The organism is Limnobacter olei, assembly GCF_029087225.1.
Classification (GTDB): Bacteria; Pseudomonadota; Gammaproteobacteria; order Burkholderiales; family Burkholderiaceae_B; genus Limnobacter; species Limnobacter olei.
On sequence record NZ_JARFJD010000002.1, the window covers coordinates 190081 to 212220 of the forward strand.

Annotated in this window: 23 protein-coding genes; 14 read left to right on the plus strand and 9 right to left on the minus strand. The window is 52.3% G+C overall.

Annotation, left to right across the window (positions count from 1 at the left end):
- Positions 1-61 precede the first annotated feature (61 nt).
- The 5 genes from PY990_RS01010 to PY990_RS01030 are packed head-to-tail and all read right to left on the minus strand — an operon-like array spanning position 62 to position 5006.
- Positions 62-1234: a multifunctional CCA tRNA nucleotidyl transferase/2'3'-cyclic phosphodiesterase/2'nucleotidase/phosphatase gene (locus tag PY990_RS01010; RefSeq protein ID WP_275270020.1), complete on the minus strand. Its 1173-nt coding sequence runs from the start codon at positions 1232-1234 to the stop codon at positions 62-64.
- 41 nt (positions 1235-1275) lie between these two features.
- A complete protein-coding gene (locus tag PY990_RS01015; protein ID WP_275270021.1) occupies positions 1276-2271 on the minus strand; it encodes a glutathione S-transferase family protein in 996 nt (331 codons plus the stop codon).
- Positions 2272-2324: 53 nt separating this feature from the next.
- Positions 2325-3866, minus strand: coding sequence for a cryptochrome/photolyase family protein (locus tag PY990_RS01020; RefSeq protein WP_275270022.1), 1542 nt, complete (start codon positions 3864-3866; stop codon positions 2325-2327).
- Positions 3867-3882: 16 nt separating this feature from the next.
- Positions 3883-4059 carry a DUF2256 domain-containing protein gene (locus PY990_RS01025; RefSeq protein ID WP_275270023.1) on the minus strand — a complete coding sequence of 59 codons (177 nt, stop codon included), beginning with the start codon at positions 4057-4059 and terminating at the stop codon, positions 3883-3885.
- 5 nt (positions 4060-4064) lie between these two features.
- Entirely contained in the window at positions 4065-5006 is a 942-nt protein-coding gene (locus PY990_RS01030; protein WP_105028343.1) for a MerR family transcriptional regulator, read from the minus strand.
- Between the two features lie 224 nt (positions 5007-5230).
- On the opposite strand from PY990_RS01030, the gene PY990_RS01035 reads away from it, so the two are divergent.
- From PY990_RS01035 to rfaE2, 12 genes are all read left to right on the plus strand, one after another.
- Positions 5231-5797: a glutathione peroxidase gene (locus PY990_RS01035; protein ID WP_413789476.1), complete on the plus strand. Its 567-nt coding sequence runs from the start codon at positions 5231-5233 to the stop codon at positions 5795-5797.
- Between the two features lie 21 nt (positions 5798-5818).
- Complete coding sequence (gene folE2 / locus PY990_RS01040) at positions 5819-6622, plus strand: GTP cyclohydrolase FolE2 (protein ID WP_275270024.1); 804 nt, start codon at positions 5819-5821, stop codon at positions 6620-6622.
- A 106-nt stretch (positions 6623-6728) separates the two neighbouring features.
- Positions 6729-8042 (plus strand): NAD(P)/FAD-dependent oxidoreductase, encoded by a 1314-nt coding sequence (locus PY990_RS01045; protein WP_275270025.1) that lies wholly within the window; start codon positions 6729-6731, stop codon positions 8040-8042.
- Entirely contained in the window at positions 8042-8860 is an 819-nt protein-coding gene (locus PY990_RS01050) for a DUF1365 domain-containing protein (RefSeq protein WP_275270026.1), read from the plus strand. Before PY990_RS01045 ends, PY990_RS01050 begins: the two co-directional genes overlap by 1 nt.
- A complete protein-coding gene (locus PY990_RS01055; RefSeq protein WP_275270027.1) occupies positions 8857-10083 on the plus strand; it encodes an SAM-dependent methyltransferase in 1227 nt (408 codons plus the stop codon). The genes PY990_RS01050 and PY990_RS01055 overlap by 4 nt, the downstream gene beginning before the upstream one ends.
- On the plus strand, positions 10080-10649 hold the full coding sequence (locus tag PY990_RS01060; protein WP_275270028.1) for a chalcone isomerase family protein: 570 nt from the start codon (positions 10080-10082) through the stop codon (positions 10647-10649). The genes PY990_RS01055 and PY990_RS01060 overlap by 4 nt, the downstream gene beginning before the upstream one ends.
- Positions 10650-10664: 15 nt before the next feature.
- On the plus strand, positions 10665-12050 hold the full coding sequence (locus PY990_RS01065) for an MFS transporter (protein WP_275270029.1): 1386 nt from the start codon (positions 10665-10667) through the stop codon (positions 12048-12050).
- Complete coding sequence (locus PY990_RS01070) at positions 12047-12625, plus strand: DUF3833 domain-containing protein (protein ID WP_275270030.1); 579 nt, start codon at positions 12047-12049, stop codon at positions 12623-12625. The genes PY990_RS01065 and PY990_RS01070 overlap by 4 nt, the downstream gene beginning before the upstream one ends.
- Before the next feature lie 12 nt (positions 12626-12637).
- Positions 12638-13447, plus strand: coding sequence for an SDR family NAD(P)-dependent oxidoreductase (locus PY990_RS01075; RefSeq protein WP_275270031.1), 810 nt, complete (start codon positions 12638-12640; stop codon positions 13445-13447).
- Positions 13431-13919, plus strand: a complete 489-nt coding sequence (locus tag PY990_RS01080) for a nuclear transport factor 2 family protein (protein ID WP_275270032.1) — start codon at positions 13431-13433, stop codon at positions 13917-13919. The genes PY990_RS01075 and PY990_RS01080 overlap by 17 nt, the downstream gene beginning before the upstream one ends.
- Positions 13920-14050: 131 nt before the next feature.
- Positions 14051-14914: a ferritin family protein gene (locus tag PY990_RS01085; RefSeq protein ID WP_040512948.1), complete on the plus strand. Its 864-nt coding sequence runs from the start codon at positions 14051-14053 to the stop codon at positions 14912-14914.
- Between the two features lie 12 nt (positions 14915-14926).
- Positions 14927-15421: a D-glycero-beta-D-manno-heptose 1-phosphate adenylyltransferase gene (gene rfaE2, locus PY990_RS01090; RefSeq protein ID WP_171097834.1), complete on the plus strand. Its 495-nt coding sequence runs from the start codon at positions 14927-14929 to the stop codon at positions 15419-15421.
- Here rfaE2 and PY990_RS01095 read toward each other — a convergent pair whose 3' ends face one another.
- The 4 genes from PY990_RS01095 to PY990_RS01110 all read right to left on the minus strand — a co-directional run bounded on the left by PY990_RS01095 (position 15422) and on the right by PY990_RS01110 (position 21188).
- Positions 15422-15814, minus strand: coding sequence for a hypothetical protein (locus tag PY990_RS01095; protein ID WP_275270033.1), 393 nt, complete (start codon positions 15812-15814; stop codon positions 15422-15424).
- Between the two features lie 45 nt (positions 15815-15859).
- Positions 15860-16795 carry a PPK2 family polyphosphate kinase gene (locus PY990_RS01100; RefSeq protein ID WP_275270034.1) on the minus strand — a complete coding sequence of 312 codons (936 nt, stop codon included), beginning with the start codon at positions 16793-16795 and terminating at the stop codon, positions 15860-15862.
- Positions 16770-20360: an indolepyruvate ferredoxin oxidoreductase family protein gene (locus PY990_RS01105; RefSeq protein WP_275270035.1), complete on the minus strand. Its 3591-nt coding sequence runs from the start codon at positions 20358-20360 to the stop codon at positions 16770-16772. Before PY990_RS01105 ends, PY990_RS01100 begins: the two co-directional genes overlap by 26 nt.
- Positions 20361-20471: 111 nt before the next feature.
- On the minus strand, positions 20472-21188 hold the full coding sequence (locus PY990_RS01110) for an EcsC family protein (protein WP_275270036.1): 717 nt from the start codon (positions 21186-21188) through the stop codon (positions 20472-20474).
- Positions 21189-21438: 250 nt separating this feature from the next.
- Here PY990_RS01110 and PY990_RS01115 point away from each other — a divergent pair, with 250 nt between their 5' ends.
- Positions 21439-21624, plus strand: coding sequence for a Flp family type IVb pilin (locus PY990_RS01115; protein WP_275270037.1), 186 nt, complete (start codon positions 21439-21441; stop codon positions 21622-21624).
- A 21-nt stretch (positions 21625-21645) separates the two neighbouring features.
- Positions 21646-22140, plus strand: a complete 495-nt coding sequence (locus tag PY990_RS01120; protein WP_275270038.1) for a TadE/TadG family type IV pilus assembly protein — start codon at positions 21646-21648, stop codon at positions 22138-22140.

Here is a 22140-nt window from a genome sequence, read left to right on the forward strand (position 1 = left end):
CAAGCAAATGGGGCCGTCCCCGATCGAAGGTTGAGCGGTGAGGTCGTCCTCACTTCAAGAATCAAAAGTATCTGGAATGTAATTCACTGACCCAAGCCTGTCGCGCTTCCGAGGCCACTTGGGCCACCTGTTCGCTTGGCGAGGCGTTGACAATTTTATCACCAACAAAAGTTTTGTAATGCCCTTGTTCCAATTCCGCCACAACCTTCTCGACAAATTCGTGTACCGGCCCCGTACCACTTAGCTGGACCACAAGCTGGTTAATCTGCCGCAAACGGGCTGGCTTTCTGTAGAGATCGACCTGATTGAAAAACCTGCCAAAACTGCTGGAATCGGTCGTGCACTGCGCCAGAAAATCAAGGCACTGACGCGTGACGATCGCCAAATCTTCGGTGTTGCGCGGCAAACGCCATGACTTGGCCAAAGCCTTGATCTGTGCAACATCCAGGAAAAATCCAAGGCAATAAACCCAGCGCGCTTCAGTAGCGGAAAGACCGTTCAGACGATCGTATTCGGGCTTGTCAAAACCAGAAAACGGCACAGGGCAGCTCGGTGCCAACTCACCCCAGGCATCGAGCTTGCTGATCAATTTGATCATGCGGGAAGGCTTCACCTCGCCCATGCCTTTGTTCAACTCGGCGTATATACGCTCGGCCACAAGGTGTTTTAACTCGCCGCTTGCCCGCAATTCCCGGCACAAGTCCATGGTTTCCTCGGCCACTGAAAAATCGAGAAAACGGGCCAGAAAGCGCGCCAAGCGAAGCACTCGCAGCGGGTCTTCAGAAAAAGCGGGGCTAACATGGCGCATGCATTTGTTTTGAAGGTCGGCGAACCCCTGAAATGGGTCGATTAAATCACCTTTCGCATTCATGGCCATGGCATTCACGGTGAAATCACGGCGAGCCAAGTCTTCTTCGAGGGTAACCGAAGGATCTGCATGAAAAGTAAAACCCTTGTAGCCGTGCCCGCTTTTGCGCTCGGTGCGGGCCAGGGCATATTCTTCGTGGGTGCACGGGTGCAAAAACACAGGGAAGTCTAAACCCACCGGAGTAAAACCAGCAGCCAGCATGTTGTCCACGGTCGCACCGACCACCACCCAGTCCCTATCGCTGCTGGTGCGACCCATCAGCGCATCACGAACTGCACCGCCCACCACATACACTTTGGCACGGGCGGGCAATCGTTCAATGGCGGAATCGACTTGAAAACCTTGCAGTTCAGGGTGACGGGCCATGGGCAACACGAGAATGAATGTTGCCCAAGATTACCACCGAATTATGCGGCGTGGCTTGCAGGCAAACGCGTGCGGTTGTGCTCACGGGTGAAGTCGATGGCTGGGCCTGCGGGCACAACCCGTGTGGGGTTGATCATGTCGTGGCTGTAGTAATAATGACGTTTGATGTGATAAAAATCGACGGTTTCTGCCACGCCAGGCCACTGATACAACTCGCGCACATAGTTGGATATATTTGGAAAGTCTTCAAGCCTTTGGCGATTGCACTTGAAATGGCCGTGGTAGACCGCATCAAACCGAATCAAGGTGGTGAACAAGCGCCAATCCGCTTCTGTCATTCTTGGCCCCACCAAATAGCGGTTGTTCTCCAGGATTTTTTCGACAGAATCAAGCGCCATGAACACGGCGTTGTAGGCTTCTTCGTAAGCGCCCTGCGCAGTGGCAAAGCCAGCCCGGTATACACCGTTGTTAATGTTGTCGTAAACCAGGCCATTGACCCGATCGATCATGGCACCCAGGTTTTCGGGGTAGTAATCATCGTGATTGCCAGTGATTTCATTGAACGCTGAATTAAACATGCGAATGATTTCAGACGATTCATTGCTGACAATTTGATTGGTTTTTTTACACCAAAGCACCGGCACAGTGACCCGCCCGGAGTAGTCGCTTTTGTTGCGCGTGTAAATTTGGTGCATGAATTCGCTGTTGAACAATTGGTCACCAGTGCTGCCCGCATCTGTGTTGAAGGTCCAGCCATTGCTCAGCATGTCCGGGCTAACGACCGACACATCTATGTGCTGCTCCAGATTCTTCAACTTGCGAAAAACAAGGGTACGGTGTGCCCATGGGCAGGCAAGCGACACATACAAATGGTAGCGGCCACTTTCTGCCTTGAATCCACCCACACCGCTGGGCCCGGCGTTGCCATCGGCAGTCACCCAGTTGCGAAGCTTGGCACTTTCTCGCTGAAATTTGCCACCGCTTGAACTGGTGTCGTACCACTTGTCTTGCCACTGCCCATCGACCAACAAACCCATGCGATTACTCCTTGAATTGCAACAACAAAGCCTCACCTTAACAAAGCAAAGGCTTACAGTTGTTCAATATTCTTGAAGGTGTCGGCCACTTTTTGCCGAAGGGCCTGGCGTTGGGCCTCATCCAGTCGCGCAATGTTTTTGGCCATCAGGCCGGTTCGCGGGTTGGCGGATAGCATTTTTTCATGCTGGTCCAGAAATCCCCAATACAGCGTGGTGAATGGGCAAGCCTTGTCGCCTGTTTTTTCGGCCGGGTTGTATTTGCAACCGCTGCAATAGTTGCTCATGCGCTTGATGTAGGCACCCGATGCAATGTAGGGCTTGCTGGTAAAGCGCCCGCCATTTGCAAACAAGGCCATGCCAGCCACATTGGGCAGCTCAACCCATTCAACCGCATCTACGTACACGGCCAAGAACCAGTCTTCCACCTGCTGTGGCACCAGCCCGGCCAACAAGGCAAAATTGCCAATCACCATGAGGCGTTGAATGTGATGTGCATAGCCGTAATCGAGCGTTTGGCCAATCGAATCTTTCAGGCAGTTCATCTGGGTATTGCCGGTCCAAAACCATTTGGGCAAATCAAGTTTGGCTTGCAAATGGTTGTCTTCGCGCATCTTCGGCATGTCGAGCCAATACACCCCGCGCATGAATTCACGCCAGCCCAGAATTTGGCGAATAAACCCTTCTGCACTGGCTACATCCACCTTGCCCGCGCGGTACGCGGCTTCGGCTTTTTCAATCACCTCGAGAGGATGGAGCAAATGCAGATTGATTGCGCTCGAAACCAATGAATGCCAACCGAACGGTGTATCAGTCCACATCGCATCCTGATAGGTGCCAAAGTTGACGAATCGGTTTTCAATGAAGGCATCGAGCGCCTGCAGAGCCTGTTGACGTGTAACTGGCCATGCGAAATTTTTCAATGTGCCCGGGTGACCGGGAAAATTCGCTTCAACCTCGGCAAATACCGTTTGTGTTATTTCATCGGGTTCAAAAAATGCAGGGGGTGTAATGTCTCCAGGACCAGCCTTGGGAAAGGCACTGCGATTGTCCGCATCAAAATTCCATTTACCGCCAGCAGGTTCAGCACCCTCCATCAACACACCGGTGCGCTTGCGCATTTCGCGATAAAAATACTCCATGCGCATCTGTTTGTAGCCACTGGCCCACTTTGCGAATTCAGCACGGCTGCACAAATAATGCGAGTCTTCGAGAAGACGCAACTTGAGATTGTCCGATTTGGCAAGCGTTAGGAAGTCTTGCTCCAAACGCCATTCACCGGGCTCGGCCATGTCGATGCTGGTGTATCCGTGTTGCTTGCACAGTGCAGCGACTTCCTGCACAAGACTGCGTCGACCCGTGTCTGCCAAAGTGCGGTAGTGCACCGTGTAACCTGCATGGCGCAACTCATCGGCGAAATGTCGCATAGCACTGAGAAACAAAGCAATGCGAACCTTATGAACCCAAACTACAGTGGATTCGGTGGCGGACTCCACCATGATGATGTGTGTGTTTTCCGGGGGATTGAGTCGAAGCGCGGGGTTGTTCATATCGAGTTGGTCGCCCAACACCACTACTGCTTTTGTGTCACTGCCCATGTTGTTTGCTGCCAGTTTATTTGCCGCTCGTTCTTCGTGGCGCAGCCTTGCGGCATGCGTCTGAGCAGTACTTCACATCATCCCAGTTCTTGGCCCAGCTTTTGCGCCAGGTCATGTCTTTGCCGCAAACGGTACACGGCTTGCTGGGCAAATAAGACTTGTTGCCTTTGAAAGTTTGCTGCTTGCCCGACACTGGAGTTACTGCTGATTGAATTTGTTGCGCAGTCGCCAATCGGCAATAGACTCGCTGATCGACTCAAGGCTGGAGAGCAGCACGAAGTCTTCGGAAGGCTTTTTGCGCAGGGCTGTGGAGGAACCTCCACACCAAATTTCAACCATGGGAGGCAATTTCTCGCGCAACTCGGCAACCGCTTCAAGCACAGCAGGCGAACTTTGTATCACCGAGAATGACAAGGCCACAATATTGATATTCTGCGCGCGGGCAGCCAACACAATGTCATAGATGGGCGTTTGGGTACCCAGTGATACGCACTGAGCACCTTCCATTGAAAAAATGCATTCGGCCATCAGCAAACCCAAACCATGCAACTCGTTGGGAAGTGTAGTGAGCAGTACGCGTGGACCCTTTCGGGTGGAAGGAATGGTATTCAAGGCATTGCGCAACACCACCTGAATAGTTTCGGTGTAAATATGCTCTTCAAAAATTTCAAAGTAGCCACGTGCCCAGGCATCGCCGACCATTGCATTCATGGGCGCCACAATTTCAACCACAAAACGGCGCAGACCCATGGTTAGCGCCAGGCGTGACATGGCTTGACGGAATTCTTCTGCATCATGGCGCTTGATGAGCTCCATGTAGCCATTCAATTCGTCCAGGCTGTCTGGCGCCACGTTCATTCTCGAACCCGCGCTACTGACCTCTGCCAACTTGACGAGTTCGTCGATACTCAAACCAATGATTTTCCCTGGGCGGTGACCGCCATCGAGAAGCCTTTTGATGACTCGCAATTTCTCCACTTGATCGATGGAGTAAATACGCTCACCGAAAGAATCCCGACCAGGTTGTGGAAAGTTGTAGCGTTTTTCCCAGACGCGCAGCGTGTCTTTGGGCAAGCCGGTGTCTCGCTCAACTGCTGCAATTGAAAATGAGGGTTGGCTTAAATCTGCACGCTCATTCATACCTGAACCTGACCACGGTGAAACTTCAACATCTTTGTTTTGTCCTAGACAAATTGACTTGCCACACTGAACGAATAATAATGGAACTCAGAGCCTGATTGCCAATCAAATTAGCACATTGGCTGAGATTTAACCACACATATAGAGACATTCAAGTGGATAATGTGCATTGTAAAGACAAGCATCTGTCTAGTCCAGTCCGGGTAAACCTTGGGCAGTGGGTTATGGCTGGCATGATTGCGGTGTTTGGCTTGCTGCTGTGGAACTCTGCCCAGGCCAAGCCCGGCCAGCAATGCCCAGCCTTGCTGAACCATGAATTTCCCAGACTTCAAGACGAGAAGTCGATTTCACTTTGCAACTTCAAGGGACAGGTCTTGTTGGTGGTGAATACTGCGAGCTTCTGCGGTTTTACCAGCCAGTATGAAGAACTCGAAAAAGTGCATAGCCAATACAAATCCGAAGGTTTTAGTGTGGTGGGTTTTCCATCAAGCGACTTCGGCAATCAAGAATACAAATCGAACAAGGAAATTGCGGCTTTTTGCAACAACACATTCGGAGTAAAGTTTCCAATGTTTGCAAAAACCGTGGTGAAAGGGGATGAGGCCAACCCTTTGTACAAACAATTGGCCAATGCCAGCGGAGAACAACCCGGCTGGAATTTTCATAAATACCTGATCAATCGCAAGGGCGAAGTGGTCGGCACCTTCAAAAGCGGTGTCTCACCCACAAGCCCTCAGATTACCCAGGCAATTCGCCGTGCACTCGATGCACATCCAATCACAAAGCAGTAACTATTATTGGAGCGCTTCATCATGAATGCACCGGACGGACTTTTTTTACCTGACGAACAATCACGTGCAGACAAACGCAACATCGCCATTCAACGAGTGGGGGTGCGCGCGATCAAGCACCCTATCATTGTGGAAACACTGGAAGGCCCACAACCTTCAGTGGCCACCATCGACATGTCGGTGTTCCTGCCCGGCGACGTGAAAGGAACGCACATGTCGCGTTTCCTTGAAATTCTTCAAACCCAGGAAAGTGCATTGACGCCTGCGGGTATGAAGCAAATGATGCGCGACATGCTTCAACGTCTGGATTCAAACGCTGGCACCATCACCATGAAATTTCCTTATTTCGTGCGGAAGGTTGCACCCGTATCGGGTGTAGCCAGCCTGCTGGACTATGAAGTGACTTTGGAAGCCGACAACAATGGCGCAAACACAGACGTGTTCATGACGGTGGTGGTGCCCGTGACCAGCCTGTGCCCCTGCTCCAAGAAAATTTCCGAGTATGGCGCCCACAACCAACGCAGTCACATCACGATTCGAGCACTGGTGGCAGACAGTATTGCCGTGGAAGAACTGATCCGCATGGCGGAAGAATCGGCCTCTTGTGAACTGTGGGGCTTGCTGAAGCGCCCTGACGAAAAATATGTGACAGAGCGCGCTTATGACAACCCCAAGTTTGTTGAAGACCTGGTGCGTGATGTCGCCATTCGCCTTAGGGCCAGCAAGAAAGTTTTGGCATACCGCATTGAAAGCGAAAACTTTGAATCGATCCACAACCACTCTGCCGTGGCCTGGATTGAAGAAGATAAACGCAAACAAAATTAATAAGTAAGCTGGTTCTGGCTCAAAAAGCCAGGACCAACTTCACTTACTGCAGTAAATAAAAGGTTAGGATGCTGGTATACCCTCGCTTTTTCTATTTTGAGTACACATGATCAAGAATTCAAAAGAATTACTGCCCAAAGTTGCCATTGTGGGTGGCGGAATTTCCGGCCTGACCGCCGCCCATGCTCTGCGCGACCACGCGCACACCACACTGTTCGAAGCCAACGATTACATTGGGGGCCATACCAACACGGTGGACATCGAAGTGGAAGGCAAGCAAGTGGCGGTGGACACCGGCTTTCTGGTGTACAACGAACGCACCTACCCCAACCTGATTCGCCTGTTCGATGAACTTTCGGTTGAAACCGTGGAATCGGATATGTCCTTCTCAGTGTGCTTGCCTGAATTGAATATTGAATGGGCAGGCACAAACCTGAACACGGTGTTTGCGCAACGCCGCAATTTGTTGCGCCCCCGTTTTATTCGCATGCTGCTGGATATTTTGCGATTTAACAAAGAGGCCACCGCAATGGTGGCCGATGCAGGGCGTGCGGCCCTGTTCCAAAGCAAGGCGAAAATGCATTTGGGCGACTACCTGATCGAGGAAAAATACAGCGCAGAATTCCGAGACTGGTATTTGATCCCGATGGCCGCTGCAATTTGGTCTTGCCCCAGCGAACAAATGCTTGCCTTCCCTTTGGCCACATTCATTCAGTTTTGCCACAACCACGGTTTGTTGCAGGTGAACGACAGACCCAAGTGGTTCACTGTTAAGAACGGCGCGCGCAATTACGTGCAAAAAATATTGCCTTTTGTCGACGAGGTACACCAGAGCACCCCCGTGCTGGAAGTAAATTCCACAGGTACAAAACCGACTGTAAAAACGAAATTGGGCGAGCAGGAATTTGATTATGTGATTTTGGCCTGCCACAGCGATGAAACACTGGGCATGCTCAAAGGCAACGAGGCCCAGAAAAACCAGTTACAACACATCAAGTACCAAGCCAACGTGGCGTACTTGCACACCGATGTAAAACTGATGCCCAAAACCCGCAGCACATGGTCATCCTGGAATTATTTGAGTGATGTGCTGAATCCTCAACCCAGTGTGTCGGTTACCTACTGGAGCAATCTGCTTCAACCACTGCCAGTGAAAACGCCAATTTTCGTGACACTGAACCCAATTATTCAGCCCGACCCAATGCAGGTATTCAGGGAAATTCATTATTCGCACCCCGTTTTTGATGTGTCTGCGGTTCAGGCCCAACAAGCATTGGCCGAACTTCAGGGCTTGAACCATGTCTATCTGGCAGGTGCGTGGATGAAATATGGTTTTCACGAAGATGGACATACGTCTGGCTTGAATGCCGCGCGCGCGGTGATCGACAAGTTGACAAAAACCACACAAAAGGCGGCTTGATGGCGCGAGGGCGTTTTCAACTCAATGAAGTGAAACTGGCTTGGGGCATGGTGAAACATCACCGGGCGCTTCCCAAAGCAAATGGTTTTACTACGGGCGCCTGCTTTGTTCGTCTTGTTTTTTCGACTCAATCCGATTCAAAACCCACACATGCTTACCCGGTAATTGACGGCAAGGGTTTGGTGTCGGTGTCGGCACACAATTACGGGTTCGAGGCGCACACGCTGAAGTTTCCCGAGTTTGTTTGTAATTTAGTGCGCAAGGTTGAATTGGAAACAGGCTTGGCACTTCAAGGCCCTGTGCATTTGCACACCTTCCCCAAGGTGCTGGGCTACGTATTCAACCCGGTCAGTTTTTGGTATTTCCACGATGACGCGCAACAGTGCCGTGCCGTAATGTGCGAGGTGAACAATACCTTTGGTGAACGACACTTCTATTTGCTGACGGCCCCGGAAAGCAAGGCCCCATTGAACAAAGGCATGCTGCTGCATGCCAGGAAAGAATTTCATGTGTCACCTTTTTTCCCGGTGTCGGGTCGTTATGAGTTTCGGTTTGTCAGCAGTGCAGACCACTCACTGGCGCGCATTAACTATTTTGAAGAACAAGTTCAACAGCTCAGCACCAGCGTGAGCGGAGAACTGATGCATCCAAGCACCCTGCTTTGGGGTAAAACCTTATTGAAATACGGTTGGTTTACATTGGCCGTGATCGCGAAAATTCATTGGCAAGCGGTGAAACTCCTGCTCAAAGGCGCAAAGTTTCACGGCAAGCCCGCACCACCCCGTCAAACTATTACGCAGACTGAACTCGAAGCATGACTCAAGCCATTACTTTTTCCCAGTTCCAACTGCCTAGCCACGCACCCTCGTCGGCCCAGTGGACCCTGAAATTGCTGACCAAACTGAAAAAAGGCCGCCTGGAGATTGTGACTCCTGAAGGCGTACACCTGTTGTTTGGTGGCGAAGAAGACCAACCCAGCGCGAAAATCAAGCTGAACTCGTGGGCTGTGTGCCAGCGGGCTTTGAAGGCAGGCGATATTGGTTTTGCCGAGGCCTACATTGCAGGCGAATGGGAAACACACGATATTGCCTCTGTTCTTGGTGTGTTTCTGGAAAACCGCAAAGCAGTAGAAACCGTTATTTATGGCAGTTTTCTGGGTGGCATTGCCTACAAAATCAAACACCTGCTAAACCGCAATACCAAAGCACAAGCCAAGAAAAATATTCATGCCCATTACGATTTGGGCAATCCGTTTTACCAGTTGTGGCTAGACCCCACAATGACTTACTCCAGTGCACTGTTTGACGGTGACAGCAGCTTGAGTTTGGAACAAGCCCAGCACGCCAAATACCAAGCCATGCTCAACTACCTGAGCCCCAAGGCCGGTGAGCAGGTTCTGGAAATTGGATGCGGATGGGGTGGTTTTGCCGAGAAAGCATGTGCTGCAGGCGCCAACCTGGTGGGCCTGACCTTGTCAACGGAGCAACTGGCTTACGCCAAAACGCGCTTGGCCAAACAGGGTTTTGCGGAACAAGCCGACTTCCGCCTGCAAGATTACCGGGATTGCCGTGGCCAGTTTGACCACATTGCATCGATTGAAATGTTTGAAGCCGTGGGCGAAGAATACTGGCCAGCGTATTTTCAGTCGGTGAATCGCCTTCTGAAGACGGGCGGCAAAGCGGCCATTCAAACCATCGTGATTCAAGACGAACTGTTTGACCGTTACCGCAAAGGCACCGATTTTATTCAGCAGTATATTTTCCCGGGTGGCATGTTGCCTTCGCCCGCCAAGTTCAGAGCCATGGCAGAAAAGCACGGTTTGCGCGTGGTGTCGGAAAAAGCCTTTGGAAAAGACTATGCTGAAACATTGCGCCGGTGGCGAGTGCAATTCATGAAAACACTGGAACAGGTGAAAAACCAGGGCTTTGATGATCCGTTCATTCGCACCTGGGAGTTTTACCTGGCTTACTGTGAAGCCGGCTTTGAATATGAAAGCACCGATGTCATTCAGTTTTATCTCGAGAAAGTGGAGAATCAATGAAGTTGTTTTCGGTTCAGTTCATTCAACGCGCATTGCTGTGCCTGGTACTGCTGGGCACTGCACCCTTGGCGCTGGCCAACAGCAACTTGAATGACCCGCCCAAACAGGTCACGCAAACCATTGAGAATGCAAAGCTGATGGGCTACGGTACACTGCGCTGGTTCGGTTTACGGGTGTATGACGGGCAATTGTGGTCGAACGCCGACCCCGAAGGATTTAACTACAAGCGTGACCCCTCCTGGCTTGAACTGAAATACGCACGCGATTTTGAAGGCAGCGACATTGCCGAACGCAGCATTGATGAAATGGAAGAAATTGGTGCGGGCACCGAAGTACAGCGCCAAGGCTGGCTGGTGAAACTGAACGAGATTTTTCCGGACGTAAAAAAAGGCCACACCTTGAGTGCCCTTTTTACACCGGGCAAGGGAGTTCAATTTTTCCGCAATGGTTTGCCGCTGGCCAAAGTGGACGACCCAGAACTTGCCGAGGCTTTCATGGGTATTTGGCTGGACCCAAAAACTTCTGCGCCTGAAATGCGCCGCGAATTGATTGGTTTGAAGCGCTGATACGGCCTCGCCGACATGAACCAACTGCCCCGCACCAGCGCCAAAGACCTGCTTAACTACGGCCTTCTGGGCTGGGCCCTGGGCGCGGTGGCCGTGCCCATTTACATTCAGGTACCCTACCTGTACTCCCGCATTTACGAAGTACCTTCCGCTTGGGTGGGTATCATTTTGCTGTTATCGCGCCTGCTCGATGCAGTGCTTGACCCCGCCATCGGCTTGTGGGTTGACCGACGCAGCGGGCAGGGAAACCGCTACGCCCTGCCCTTGCTGCTGGCTGTGCCTTTGTTGTTGCTGGGCATGGCAGGTGTGTTTTTCCCTGTGGGCGGTACACCCACTGAATATGCAGCCAGCCTGATGGTGAGCTTGATCGTGGTGCACCTTGGCTACAGCTTTGCCAGCATCGCTTACCAGGCTTGGGGAGCTGAGCTTGGCCATACTGACAAAGAGCGCTCAACCTATGTCGCGGTGCGCGAGGGCGTGGGCATTCTGGGCGTTGTGTTCGCAGTATCGCTGGCACTAGAGACGAATGCTGGGTTGATATTCACAGTGTTCGCGATCATGCTGATACTGGGCATGTTTTTGTTGCTGAAATTTTCGCCCCAACCCGATCGAACGGCACAACAAGCCGCGAGCCCATTTGCTGAAACTTTCAACAACGCGCAGGCCAGCGCGGCTGCTGCGATTCGCAAAGGCTTTGCCGACATCGTGCAACCCTTGCGTCGACGAAACTTTCGCAAGTTAATGGGTGTGTTTCTGTGCAACGGTCTGGCCGCTGCACTGCCTGCCACGTTGGTGCCTTTTTACATGCGCGATCGCCTTGGCTTGGGCGATTCGGATCAATGGGTGCTGGCTGTGTACTTTTTAGTGGGTGCTGCATCCACAGTATTTTGGGTATGGCTGGCCAGTAAAATTGGTCTGGCGCGCTCATGGTTATTAGGCATGGTGTTGTCCATACCCGCCTTCATCATTGTAGTTGTGCTGGGTGAAGGCGACTTGGCAGGCTACCTGTTGGTATGCATAGTCACCGGCTTTGCCTTGGGTGCCGATTTGTCACTACCCGCAGCCCTGGTAGCCCGCCTGATTGAAGAAAACGGTGAGCGAGGCAAAACCGAAGGCACTTACTTTGGGCTTTGGAACTGGATCAACAAATTCAACCTGGCCTTGGCACCCAGCTTTGCACTGGGCACCTTGCAGTGGTTCAGCTATTCAGCCGACATGGCAAAAACCGAGTCTTACCAAAACATGGGCTTGCTGCAACAACTGGCCAACGACCCACTGCTGTGGGTTTATGCCTTGGTGCCCTGCGCCTTGAAGTTGCTGGCCATTGTGCTATTGGGCCGCAGTGGCCTGGCCAGCCTGAACCGAACAACAAGCAACACCGCAATTGGGAGTACAGCATGACTATCGCAAAGCAATGGGTAAAACAATGGGCACAGCAATGGGCTAGTAAGCTGCAACTGGCATTTTTAGCCCTGGCAGGTGCGTTGGTTTTAACCGCTTGCGCAAGCCCGCAACCAGCAGACTATGCACAGGAAAAACCGGTGTTGGACTTGAAAGAATATTTCAATGGCACCATTGATGCATGGGGTGTGTTTCAAGACCGCTCGGGTAAAGTGGTGAAGCGCTTCACCGTGGTCATGAAGTGCACCTGGGATGGCAACACCGGCGTGCTGGATGAAGACTTTACTTACTCCGATGGCACCACCCAAAAACGGGTGTGGACATTGAAAAAAGACGGCAACAAGTACACTGGCACCGCCGGCGATGTGCTGGGGCAAGCCAATGGTGAAACTTCAGGCAATGCATTTCAATGGAAATACACCATGCTGCTGCCAGTCGACGGCACCACCTATGAAGTGCAGTTCGATGACTGGATGTACCAGATGGATGACAAGGTGATGCTCAACCGTGCCACCATGAGCAAATTCGGAATTGAATTGGGCGAGGTACTCTTGAGCTTTCGCAAACGAGATTAAGAAGGAATCCGCATGAGCTTTAACCCGAAACTGACCCAGTGGCAAAACAAGCGGGTGTGGCTGGTGGGCGCTTCCACCGGCATTGGTGAAGCCTTGGCCCGTCAGCTAGACCAACTCGGCTGCAAACAAATGTTGTCGGCGCGCAGTGCAGACAAACTGACCACACTGGCTGGTGAGTTACAACATGCCACCGCCCTGCCCCTGGACATCACCCAACAAACTGCTGTGCAAACGGCTTTCGACAATGTAATCGCCGCTTGGGGTGGCGTGGATTTGATCGTGCTGATGGCAGGCACTTACTCGGAAATGTCGGTTGCAGAATTCGACATTGAAAAAGTAAAACAACAAATCGATGTGAACCTGAACGGCACCATGTATGTGCTGGCCAATGCACTGCCCAAACTGCTTGAACAAAAGTCGGGGCACTTGGCGATTGTTTCGAGCGTGGCGGGTTATCGGGGTTTGCCAAATTCGCTGGCCTATGGCCCCACCAAGGCGGCCTTGATCAACCTGGCAGAGGCTTTGCATGTGGAGTTACAGCCCCACCACGTGGGCGTAAGCGTGGTGAACCCGGGCTTTGTAGACACACCACTGACCCGCAAAAACACTTTTCCAATGCCGTTTTTAATCACCGCAGAAAAAGCGGCGCAGGAAATTATTACAGGCCTTGAGAAGGGAGAGTTTGAAATCCATTTCCCCAAGGCATTCACGCGCACCCTGCGCACCCTGCGCATACTGCCTTATTCACTGTACTTTGCTGCAGTGCGAAAACTGACCGCCAACAAAAACAAAGCGGAACTGGGCCATGAACAAAGCAAGTAACAGCACCGGGAAAACAGGCGGCCTTGCACCGCTGGATCGTCAGCAATTGTCTGAACCTTTGCGCAGACTAATCGATTTTTTTGAGCACCTGACCGAACAAACCGTGGCTGACATGCCCAGGTTTTATGCCGGTGACGCTTATTTCAAAGACCCGTTCAACGAAGTGCACCGGGTAGAGGACATCGCCCGTATTTTTGGAGAGATGTTTCATCAGGTTAATAACCCGCGCTTTGTGGTGCACACTGCATTCCAATCGGGGCAACAAGTGTTTATGGCTTGGGACTTCCTGTTCGAGATGAAGCGTTTCAAGGTAGGACAAGTGCAGTGCATCAAAGGGTCTTCGCACCTGCAGTTGAACCAAAACGGCCTTGTACAGTCACATAGAGACTATTGGGACACGGCTGAGGAGTTGTACGAGAAGATCCCGATGCTGGGGGGACTGATGCGCTGGTTGAAAAAACAGGCAGGCTAAAAGCGGGAATCAGACCTGTTTCGGCGTACACATGTGCACATAAACGCCCCGTGTCACCAAATCTTCATGCGCTTCATGACATGTCTTGTTAAAATCACAAAATCAAATCTATTCAGTGAAGGTGGAGCAACATGTTGTATCCAGAGTTATTCAGGTCATTGGAGTCCGTTCGTTGGAACATGGAAAAGGACATCAACTGGGATCAGTTTGATGCCTCCAAGTTGTCTGAAGAGCAGGCCCAAACCATCAAAATGAACGCAATTACCGAGTGGTCGGCCTTGCCCGCCACAGAAATGTTCTTGCGTGACAACAAACACGACAGCGACTTCTCGGCCTTCATGTCAATCTGGTTTTTTGAAGAGCAAAAGCACTCGCTGGTCTTGATGGAATATTTGCGCCGCTTCCGCCCCGATTTGCTGCCCACCGAAGAAGAGTTGCACGCCGTGCGCTTTGAATTTGACCCGGCGCCCCCCCTTGAAACACTGATGCTGCACTTCTGCGGCGAAATTCGTTTGAACCACTGGTATCGCTGCGCCTCCGATTGGCACACGGAGCCTGTGATCAAGCAAATTTACAAGATTATTTCCCACGATGAAGCACGCCACGGCGGCGCTTACCTGCGGTACATGAAAAAAGCCTTGGTGGAAGTGGGCGATGGTGCACGTGCGGCATTCAGCAAAATTGGTGTGCTTATGGCTTCGGCACGCCGCACCCAAAAGCCTTTGCACCCCACCAATCTGCATGTGAACAAAGACCTGTTCCCCAACGACACGGTGCAAAGCCGCCTGCCAGATCCCGACTGGCTGGAAAACTGGCTGGATGGTCAAATTCGTTTTGATGCCGATTGGGAAAAGAAAGTGGTTGACCGTATTTTGCACAACATGAGCTTGCTGTTTGAACGCACTTTTGAATCGGTGCAAGACCTGAACCGCTACCGCAAGGAAGTGATGGCGCGCTTGGGCGCAACCGAGCCGCCCGTTGGCAACGCAGCCTGATTTGATTGCACCATGACAACAACCGGAAAACCGGCTCGCTTTGAAAAAAAAGTGTGCCACCCCAGCGAGCTTGCTGAGCGTGCAAAACAACTCAAAGGCCCCGTGGTGTTTACCAACGGGGTTTTTGATTTGTTGCACCGTGGACACGTCACTTACCTTGACCAGGCAGCACAAGAGGGCCAAAGCCTGATCGTGGCAGTCAATTCCGACGAATCAGTCAAACGCCTGGGCAAAGGACCAGACCGCCCGATCAACACCCAAGTTGACCGCATGCATGTGCTTGCCGCACTGGAATGCGTAGCCTTGGTTACTTACTTCGAAGAAGACACGCCTTTGAACGCCATTCTGGCGGCACGCCCGGACGTGCTGGTGAAAGGTGGTGATTGGCCTGTTGAAAAAATGGTGGGTGCCAAAGAAGTTCAAAGTTGGGGCGGCACAGCGCTGTCCATCGCGTTTGAACACGAGCGCAGCACCACCGCCACGCTCGAGAAAATACGCAAGCTCTGATTATTTTTTGTCGGCTTTCAGCTTGCCGCCAGCCTTGACATCGGCTTTCACGTCAGCTTTGGCTTTCACATCTGCAGCGGATTCCAGTTGACCTGTACGCTTGCCCACTTCGCCTTTGGCCTCAGAATGCAAAGCGCCAGCTTCACTGCGCATTTCATCGCCTTGAGACTTCGCGCCTTTCACGGCCGCGCTGGACTTGCCTTTCAAGTCGGCATTTGCGTTTGCATCTGCTTTGGCATCTGCTTTGGCCTTGGCGTCTGCATTCAAAGACACTCCCGGCACTTCGGCTTTCACGCCAACACCTGTGTTAACACCTAGGCCCACTGCCATAGCTGAGGCAGAAAACATTAGGGCACTGCTAAGAACGGCAAGTTTCAATGTATTTTTATTCATGGTTAAAGTCCCCTATCGAATGTTGTTTGGGAATCCAGATAACGGTTATGCTCCCTGGCCGGTTGACGGCTTTTTCCAGAACTCGCTTTTGGCCACAGCCGGGTCAGGCTCGGGCCAAGCCAGGCCCATGCGCTCTAACGTGCCAACCAAAATTTCGGCCACCAGCATGTTCCGGAATCCTTTGTGATCGGCGGGGATAATCCACCAGGGTGCCTGCTTGGTGCAGGTTTTTTCCAGCACCTGTTCATAGGCATTGGCATACATGCTGTAGTTTTCGCCACAGTGAAGATCTTTTTCGGTCAACTTCCAGCGCTTGTCGGGTGTTTCCCAACGTTCGATCATGCGCTGGTGTTGTTCTTCACGGGAAATATTCAGAAATATTTTCAAGACTGTGGTGCCAGTCTCGACCAATAAGCGCTCAAAGTCATTGGCCTGGCGAATGCGTTCGTCAAGCCAGGTGGCCGATACATTGTCGTGAATAATCGGCATGATGATGCCATCGTAATGTGAACGGTTGAAAATGACCGACTGGCCTGCGCCGGGCACATGGGGGTGAACCCGCCACAAAAAATCATGCGCTGCTTCCTGCTCGGAGGGCTCTTTGAATGACACCATACGCAATGCCATGGGGTGCACTGAACGCATGATGGCTCGAGCTGCGCCGTCTTTTCCTGCAGTGTCCATACCCTGCAAAATGACAAGCAGTTTGTGTTCGCCTTGTGCATACAGACAGGTCAGCAGGTGATTCAATCGCTCCGACAATTGATCGACGCGCTCGTGCATGTCTTCTTTGGAAGGCATGTCGCCATAACGCGTTGGCCATTGTCGCAAGCGAACTGCCTTGCCGTTGACCATGCAGGCCTGGCCTAAAATTTCCCACTGACTCTCGGGTACCAAGGCATCGGGTAAAACTTTTTCAGAGCGCTTGGTTTCCTTGCGTTTGGTGACTTTGGTTTCAGGTTTGTTGTCTGCTTTGGTCATGCTGATCCAGGTTGTGCTTGTTTTCGACGGACTTTTGAATCTCGAACCGCACTTGTTCAAACGATTGGGCACGAACCTGACCGAATCCTTTCACCTGATTAAACAGGTCAAGAAGATGATCGGTCTGTTTGCTGTGCTGCAACATTGAAGGATTATTGTGCATCAGTTCCAACCAGGTTTCAAACCAACCTATCAGTAAAGTCTGGTTTTTACGCTCTAAACTTCCTCTAAATGGATCAAATATCGTGTTTCGCAAGCGACGCATGCCCGCCAAAACCCTGAGTACCGGGTCAATCCAGGGGCCCAGTTTTATTTTCCGCGGCCGGTGGCCGTGCCCAGCCAACCAAGTGGGGGCGAAATGAAAATACAACTTCGCACCCGGTTCAAATTGCGCCATGGTCTGCCGTTTCCACTCGGAATTAGTGTGCAAACGGGCCACCTCAAACTCGTCTTTGAAGGCCAGTAATTTGAAATAGGTGCTGCACAGGCGCATCCACTGGTGCTTCAAACCAAGCGCCTCAAAGCCGGTACGCAAGGGCAACACCCTGGCTTTGAAGCGCTCTGCCAGTTGACTGTTTTGATACCGCGTCAATTCAGCTTGATAACGCATCAGCTTCTCGTCATCGCTTTCAAACTGACGGGTGGGTGCAAAGTTCTTTTCCAACATCTGTTCAAGCAACCCAGGCTTTGACACCGCCACACGGCCGGCATCAAAGGCAAGCAGGTTTTCATTCACCTTCACGCCATTCAATTCAATGGCTTGGCGCAGGGCAGCCAGGTGCAAGGGCAAACAACCGCGTTGCCAGGCGGCGCCCAGCAGCAGTGCATTGGCATACACGGTGTCGCCAAACAGCCTCTCGGCCAGCCACTGGGCGCGAATCGGCGTGTAACGTTGCTCGGGGTTATTCAAGGCCCGTGCAATATCGGTGTGCATTTGTTCAACGGGTGCGCACCAGTCGCGCTGGGCGATAAAATCGGCTGTGGGTGGCGTGTCGGTATTCACCACCGCAAATGCGGTGCCATTCAGTAGTTCCAGTGTTCTTTCATGCGCAGACACGATCAGGTCGCCGCCGATCATCAAATCAGCCTCGCCCACGGGAATTTTGGAAGATGCCAAAGCGTTGCCCGCCGGGGCAAACTGCACATGCGAAAACACGGCACCGCCCTTTTGCGCCAACCCGGCCATGTCCAGTGCCAAGGCCTCCATGCCCTGCAAATGGGCGGCCATGCCCAGCCATGCGCCAATGGTGACCACGCCTGTGCCACCTACGCCATTGATCAGCACGGCATGGCGTTGAGTCAGTTCATCAGGATGAATGTGAAATTGAGGCTCAACAAGACTGGCGCAAGCTTTGGCCAGCGCGCTGTGCTGCGCTGAAGTATCGGGCTTTCGCAACTCACCACCTTCTACCGTCACCAGGCTTGGGCAAATGCCTTCAAGGCAACTGTAGTCTTTATTACAGGTGGATTGGTTAATAGTGCGTTTAACACCCCAGGGCGTTGATACGGGCTCGATCGACAAACAATTGGAATGTTTGGAGCAGTCACCGCAGCCCTCGCACACTCGCGGGTTAATCAACACGCGCTTTGCAGGGTTCGGGAACTGCACTTGGCCTGTAACCGGGTCGGTGCGCTTGCGCCTGCGGCGTTTTTCCGAAGCACAGGTTTGCTCATACACAAGCACTGTAGTGCCTTTGATGTCGCGCAGCAATTTTTGAACTGTGTCCATGTCCCGGCGGTGAAACACTTCAATGCCCTCGGCCTTTGGATCGTCCGGCACATTGCGCAGGTGTGGCGCGGGGTTGTCACTGACAATTACAATTTTGGCAACGCCTTCGGCAGCCAGCTGGCGGGTTAGTTGTGGCACGGTGAGCGTGCCATCCAGATGTTGTCCGCCAGTCATTGCCACGGCATCGTTATAAAGCAACTTGTAGGTGATATTCACGCCTGCTGAAACGCTGGCCCGAATGGCCAGAATACCGGAGTGAAAATAGGTGCCATCACCCAGGTTGGCAAACACATGTTGGGTTTGTGTAAAAGGCGCCTGCCCTATCCAGGGCACACCCTCGCCGCCCATTTGTGTGTAGGTTTGGGTATTACGGTCCATCCACACGGCCATGTAATGGCACCCAATGCCAGCCATGGCACGGCTGCCCTCAGGTACTTTCGTCGAGGTGTTGTGCGGGCACCCCGAACAAAAATAGGGTTTGCGTTCCACGGGTAAATGCGTCGAGTGACCCACGTCATGGCTGTGCGCAATGGCGGCGATCCGCTGGTCAATTCTGGTTTTGATATCGGCAGGCAACTGCACGTGCCGCAGGCGTTTGGCAATGGCCTGGGCAATCAATGCGGGGTCTAGCTCGTAGTGACTGGGCAACAACCAATTGCCTTGTGGCAGAGACCACTCCCCGCCTTCGCGACCGTCCTCCGAAAGCCTTTCATCAAACTTGCCGTACACCTTGGGGCGTACATCCTCGCGCCATGCGTAAAGCTCCTCTTTAATTTGGTATTCCACCAACTGGCGCTTTTCTTCAATCACGAGAATTTCTTGCAAACCCTTGGCGAATTCCCTTATGCCTACTGCATCTAGCGGCCACACCATGCCGACCTTGTACACCCGCAAACCTATTTCTGCGCAACGTTGCGGGTTCAAACCCAAATCATTCAAGGCCTGCAAAGTGTCTTGAAATGCTTTACCCGTGGCCACAATGCCAAAACGCGCCGAGGGCGAATCAATCACGGTTTTGTTAATGCCATTGGCCCTGCAAAAAGCCAGCGCGGCATACAACTTGTGATCAATCAAACGCGCCTCCTGGTCCAGGGCTGTATCGGGCCAGCGAATATTCAAACCGCCCTCAGGCATATCAAAATCGGTGGGCAACACAAACTGGTGTCGGTTGGGGTCAATATCTACAGTGGCAGAACACTCCACCACATCGGCCACCGCCTTCATGCCAACCCATACACCGGCGTAGCGACTCATTGCATAACCAAGCACACCGAAGTCGAGAATTTCCTGCACATTGCTTGGAAACAGCACCGGAATCATGGCCGCTTTCAGCACATGGTCAGACTGGTGCGGCAGGGTAGAGCTTTTCGCGGCGTGGTCATCACCAGCCACCAGCAATACACCGCCGTGTTTGGATGTGCCTGCTGCATTGGCATGCTTGAACACGTCCAGGCTTCGATCAACGCCCGGCCCTTTCCCATACCAAAGGCCAAACACACCGTCGACTGTTGCGCCCTGAAACAGGTTAAGTTGCTGGCTGCCCCACACTGCAGTTGCAGCCAGGTCTTCATTCACGCCCGCCTGAAAATGAATATTCGCAGGCTTAAGAAACTGTTTTGCCGCCCAAAAAGCCTGGTCTACGCCACCCAGCGGCGAGCCGCGATAACCCGACACAAATCCACCGGTGTTCAAACCATTCATGCGATCCAGTTCAGACTGAAGCAACATGAGTCGAACCAGCGCTTGCGTGCCTGTCAGGTAAATTTTTCCTTGGGAGAGGGTGTATTTGTCACTGAGTGTGACTGCGCGGTACAGCGGATACTGAGGGGCATTCATGACCACTTTCCTCCACGAAACGGATGCGTTTCTGCGAGTGCGAGGTGCCTTGTAACTGCCTTGTGAGCAACACGAGGCTCTGCTTGAGTGTTACACAGAGCCCGCGGGCGTTCAAGCCCCTTGGTCGGGTTGAATGTCCTTTACATTGTCCACATTGAACATTTCCTCAGGCCGTGGATAACTTTTTTTGTTTTTGCGAGCTGGTAATTTTTCGCCTGAAAACATTTCCACCGCGGTGCGCGCCACCTCTTTGGTATCCAGCGCTGCGTAGGCCGACACCACTGCAGCCCCAGCCAAAGGCACAATTCGCGACGCAGTGCGTTTGGCCACCCGCTCAAACACCACCTGCCCAATCTGCTTGGTGACCCTTACTGCAACATCCCGGCTGCCACTTCGGGTGAAGCGGTCGATCAAATCAAGTACCGATTTTCCGGTTTTCTCCTCATGCTCCAGTGGAATTGATCTTTCATATTCGCGCAGGGCTGTGCCCGCCACATGGCTAAAAAGACAGGTCATCAGGTCTTGCTCGGTCAAAGGTTTTTTGTGGCCAAATGCCACCGCAATGTCGGCAACCATTTGCGCCTGAATCCGCCACACAATAACAAGGTCGGGAAGCACGGTGAGCATTCCCAACGGACCCACGGGCAAAGCCAGGCTGCCCGACACAGCAGCCGCCTTCGCGCAGGCTTTTTGCGTAATCTCTTTCGAGCGCTCATATGGACGTTTGGCCTTGCCAGGCTCTTTGGAAACAGGCACCCCGCCGGTGACCAGACCGATTACAGCATGGAGGGGCCCCATAAGGGCTCTGGGTAGATTGGTCTTTTGCATGAATAATTCATCAAAGGCAAATTGTTTCTAATGGTACTAATCAACAAGTCACAGACTTGGTTTACTATCGTAACTCACAAGGGGTAATCAGTTTGGGTGTAATTCCCTAAGATTGCTGTGGTCCTTGGGATCAAAATTGTGAATAGACGGTGCAATTCACAGTCTGATCTTGGTTTTGATCCATTTGGAGTACCCCTAATATGGGGGAATTCGACCTAGAGTTCGATGTTTTCACAAAGGAGTGAATGTCATGAGCAAAGCAGCAAATAAGCAGTTGGTTTTGAAACGCAAGGAAGAAGGTGCCTCCTTGATCGAGTACGCAGTAATCGCGGCCTTGGTGGTAGCACTAGCAGTGGCTGGTTTTGCAACTTTGGGTGATGGTTTGGATACTGCATTCACAAACATCGTGAACACCCTTACTGGTAGCGGCGGCTAACACCCGCGAGACTAATCAGGCATGAAGCTCTCATTTAAAGTCGGCTCTGCACTCGGCCACCGCACTTTCAAACAGCGCGGTGCCCAGCTCGTGGAGCTGGCTTTGATGTTGCCGGTTGTGCTCACTGTCATTTTTGCGATTGTGGGATACAGCCTTCTGTTCATGGTGCAACATACGCTTAGCTCAGCCGTATCTCAAGCTGCGCGAAGCGTGGCTGTTGCGGGAAGCACTGCCGACCCGGAAGCTGCGGCCAGGCAATTGTTGTTGAATTCCCTGCCCAGTGCGATGTACCCGGCTGGCTTTAGTTTTTCAACCGACCAATTGGCTGGTGCAGCAGATTGTGGCAACGCCTTGGGCGCCGGCACCAACCCGGCCTTGAGTTGCCTGGAGTTTCGGGGGTTTTTTAATACTTCCGAGAATCCGTTTTTGTCCAACATTCCTTTTTCAGACACTTTTTTTCCAGAACAACTCAGCGCCAGCGCTGTGGTTCTTTACCAGAACACCGACGCATTGTAA

Excerpts from the sequence above, each read along its gene's own strand:
- PY990_RS01010 (WP_275270020.1), bottom strand. The coding sequence starts at position 1,234 with ATGGCCCGTCACCCTGAACTGCAAGGTTTTCAAGTCGATTCCGCCATT.
- PY990_RS01015 (WP_275270021.1), bottom strand. The coding sequence starts at position 2,271 with ATGGGTTTGTTGGTCGATGGGCAGTGGCAAGACAAGTGGTACGACACC.
- PY990_RS01020 (WP_275270022.1), bottom strand. The coding sequence starts at position 3,866 with ATGGGCAGTGACACAAAAGCAGTAGTGGTGTTGGGCGACCAACTCGAT.
- PY990_RS01030 (WP_105028343.1), bottom strand. The coding sequence starts at position 5,006 with ATGAATGAGCGTGCAGATTTAAGCCAACCCTCATTTTCAATTGCAGCA.
- PY990_RS01035 (WP_413789476.1), top strand. The coding sequence starts at position 5,231 with ATGGCTGGCATGATTGCGGTGTTTGGCTTGCTGCTGTGGAACTCTGCC.
- folE2 (WP_275270024.1), top strand. The coding sequence starts at position 5,819 with ATGAATGCACCGGACGGACTTTTTTTACCTGACGAACAATCACGTGCA.
- PY990_RS01045 (WP_275270025.1), top strand. The coding sequence starts at position 6,729 with ATGATCAAGAATTCAAAAGAATTACTGCCCAAAGTTGCCATTGTGGGT.
- PY990_RS01050 (WP_275270026.1), top strand. The coding sequence starts at position 8,042 with ATGGCGCGAGGGCGTTTTCAACTCAATGAAGTGAAACTGGCTTGGGGC.
- PY990_RS01055 (WP_275270027.1), top strand. The coding sequence starts at position 8,857 with ATGACTCAAGCCATTACTTTTTCCCAGTTCCAACTGCCTAGCCACGCA.
- PY990_RS01060 (WP_275270028.1), top strand. The coding sequence starts at position 10,080 with ATGAAGTTGTTTTCGGTTCAGTTCATTCAACGCGCATTGCTGTGCCTG.
- PY990_RS01065 (WP_275270029.1), top strand. The coding sequence starts at position 10,665 with ATGAACCAACTGCCCCGCACCAGCGCCAAAGACCTGCTTAACTACGGC.
- PY990_RS01070 (WP_275270030.1), top strand. The coding sequence starts at position 12,047 with ATGACTATCGCAAAGCAATGGGTAAAACAATGGGCACAGCAATGGGCT.
- PY990_RS01075 (WP_275270031.1), top strand. The coding sequence starts at position 12,638 with ATGAGCTTTAACCCGAAACTGACCCAGTGGCAAAACAAGCGGGTGTGG.
- PY990_RS01080 (WP_275270032.1), top strand. The coding sequence starts at position 13,431 with ATGAACAAAGCAAGTAACAGCACCGGGAAAACAGGCGGCCTTGCACCG.
- PY990_RS01085 (WP_040512948.1), top strand. The coding sequence starts at position 14,051 with ATGTTGTATCCAGAGTTATTCAGGTCATTGGAGTCCGTTCGTTGGAAC.
- rfaE2 (WP_171097834.1), top strand. The coding sequence starts at position 14,927 with ATGACAACAACCGGAAAACCGGCTCGCTTTGAAAAAAAAGTGTGCCAC.
- PY990_RS01095 (WP_275270033.1), bottom strand. The coding sequence starts at position 15,814 with ATGAATAAAAATACATTGAAACTTGCCGTTCTTAGCAGTGCCCTAATG.
- PY990_RS01100 (WP_275270034.1), bottom strand. The coding sequence starts at position 16,795 with ATGACCAAAGCAGACAACAAACCTGAAACCAAAGTCACCAAACGCAAG.
- PY990_RS01105 (WP_275270035.1), bottom strand. The coding sequence starts at position 20,360 with ATGAATGCCCCTCAGTATCCGCTGTACCGCGCAGTCACACTCAGTGAC.
- PY990_RS01110 (WP_275270036.1), bottom strand. The coding sequence starts at position 21,188 with ATGCAAAAGACCAATCTACCCAGAGCCCTTATGGGGCCCCTCCATGCT.
- PY990_RS01115 (WP_275270037.1), top strand. The coding sequence starts at position 21,439 with ATGAGCAAAGCAGCAAATAAGCAGTTGGTTTTGAAACGCAAGGAAGAA.
- PY990_RS01120 (WP_275270038.1), top strand. The coding sequence starts at position 21,646 with ATGAAGCTCTCATTTAAAGTCGGCTCTGCACTCGGCCACCGCACTTTC.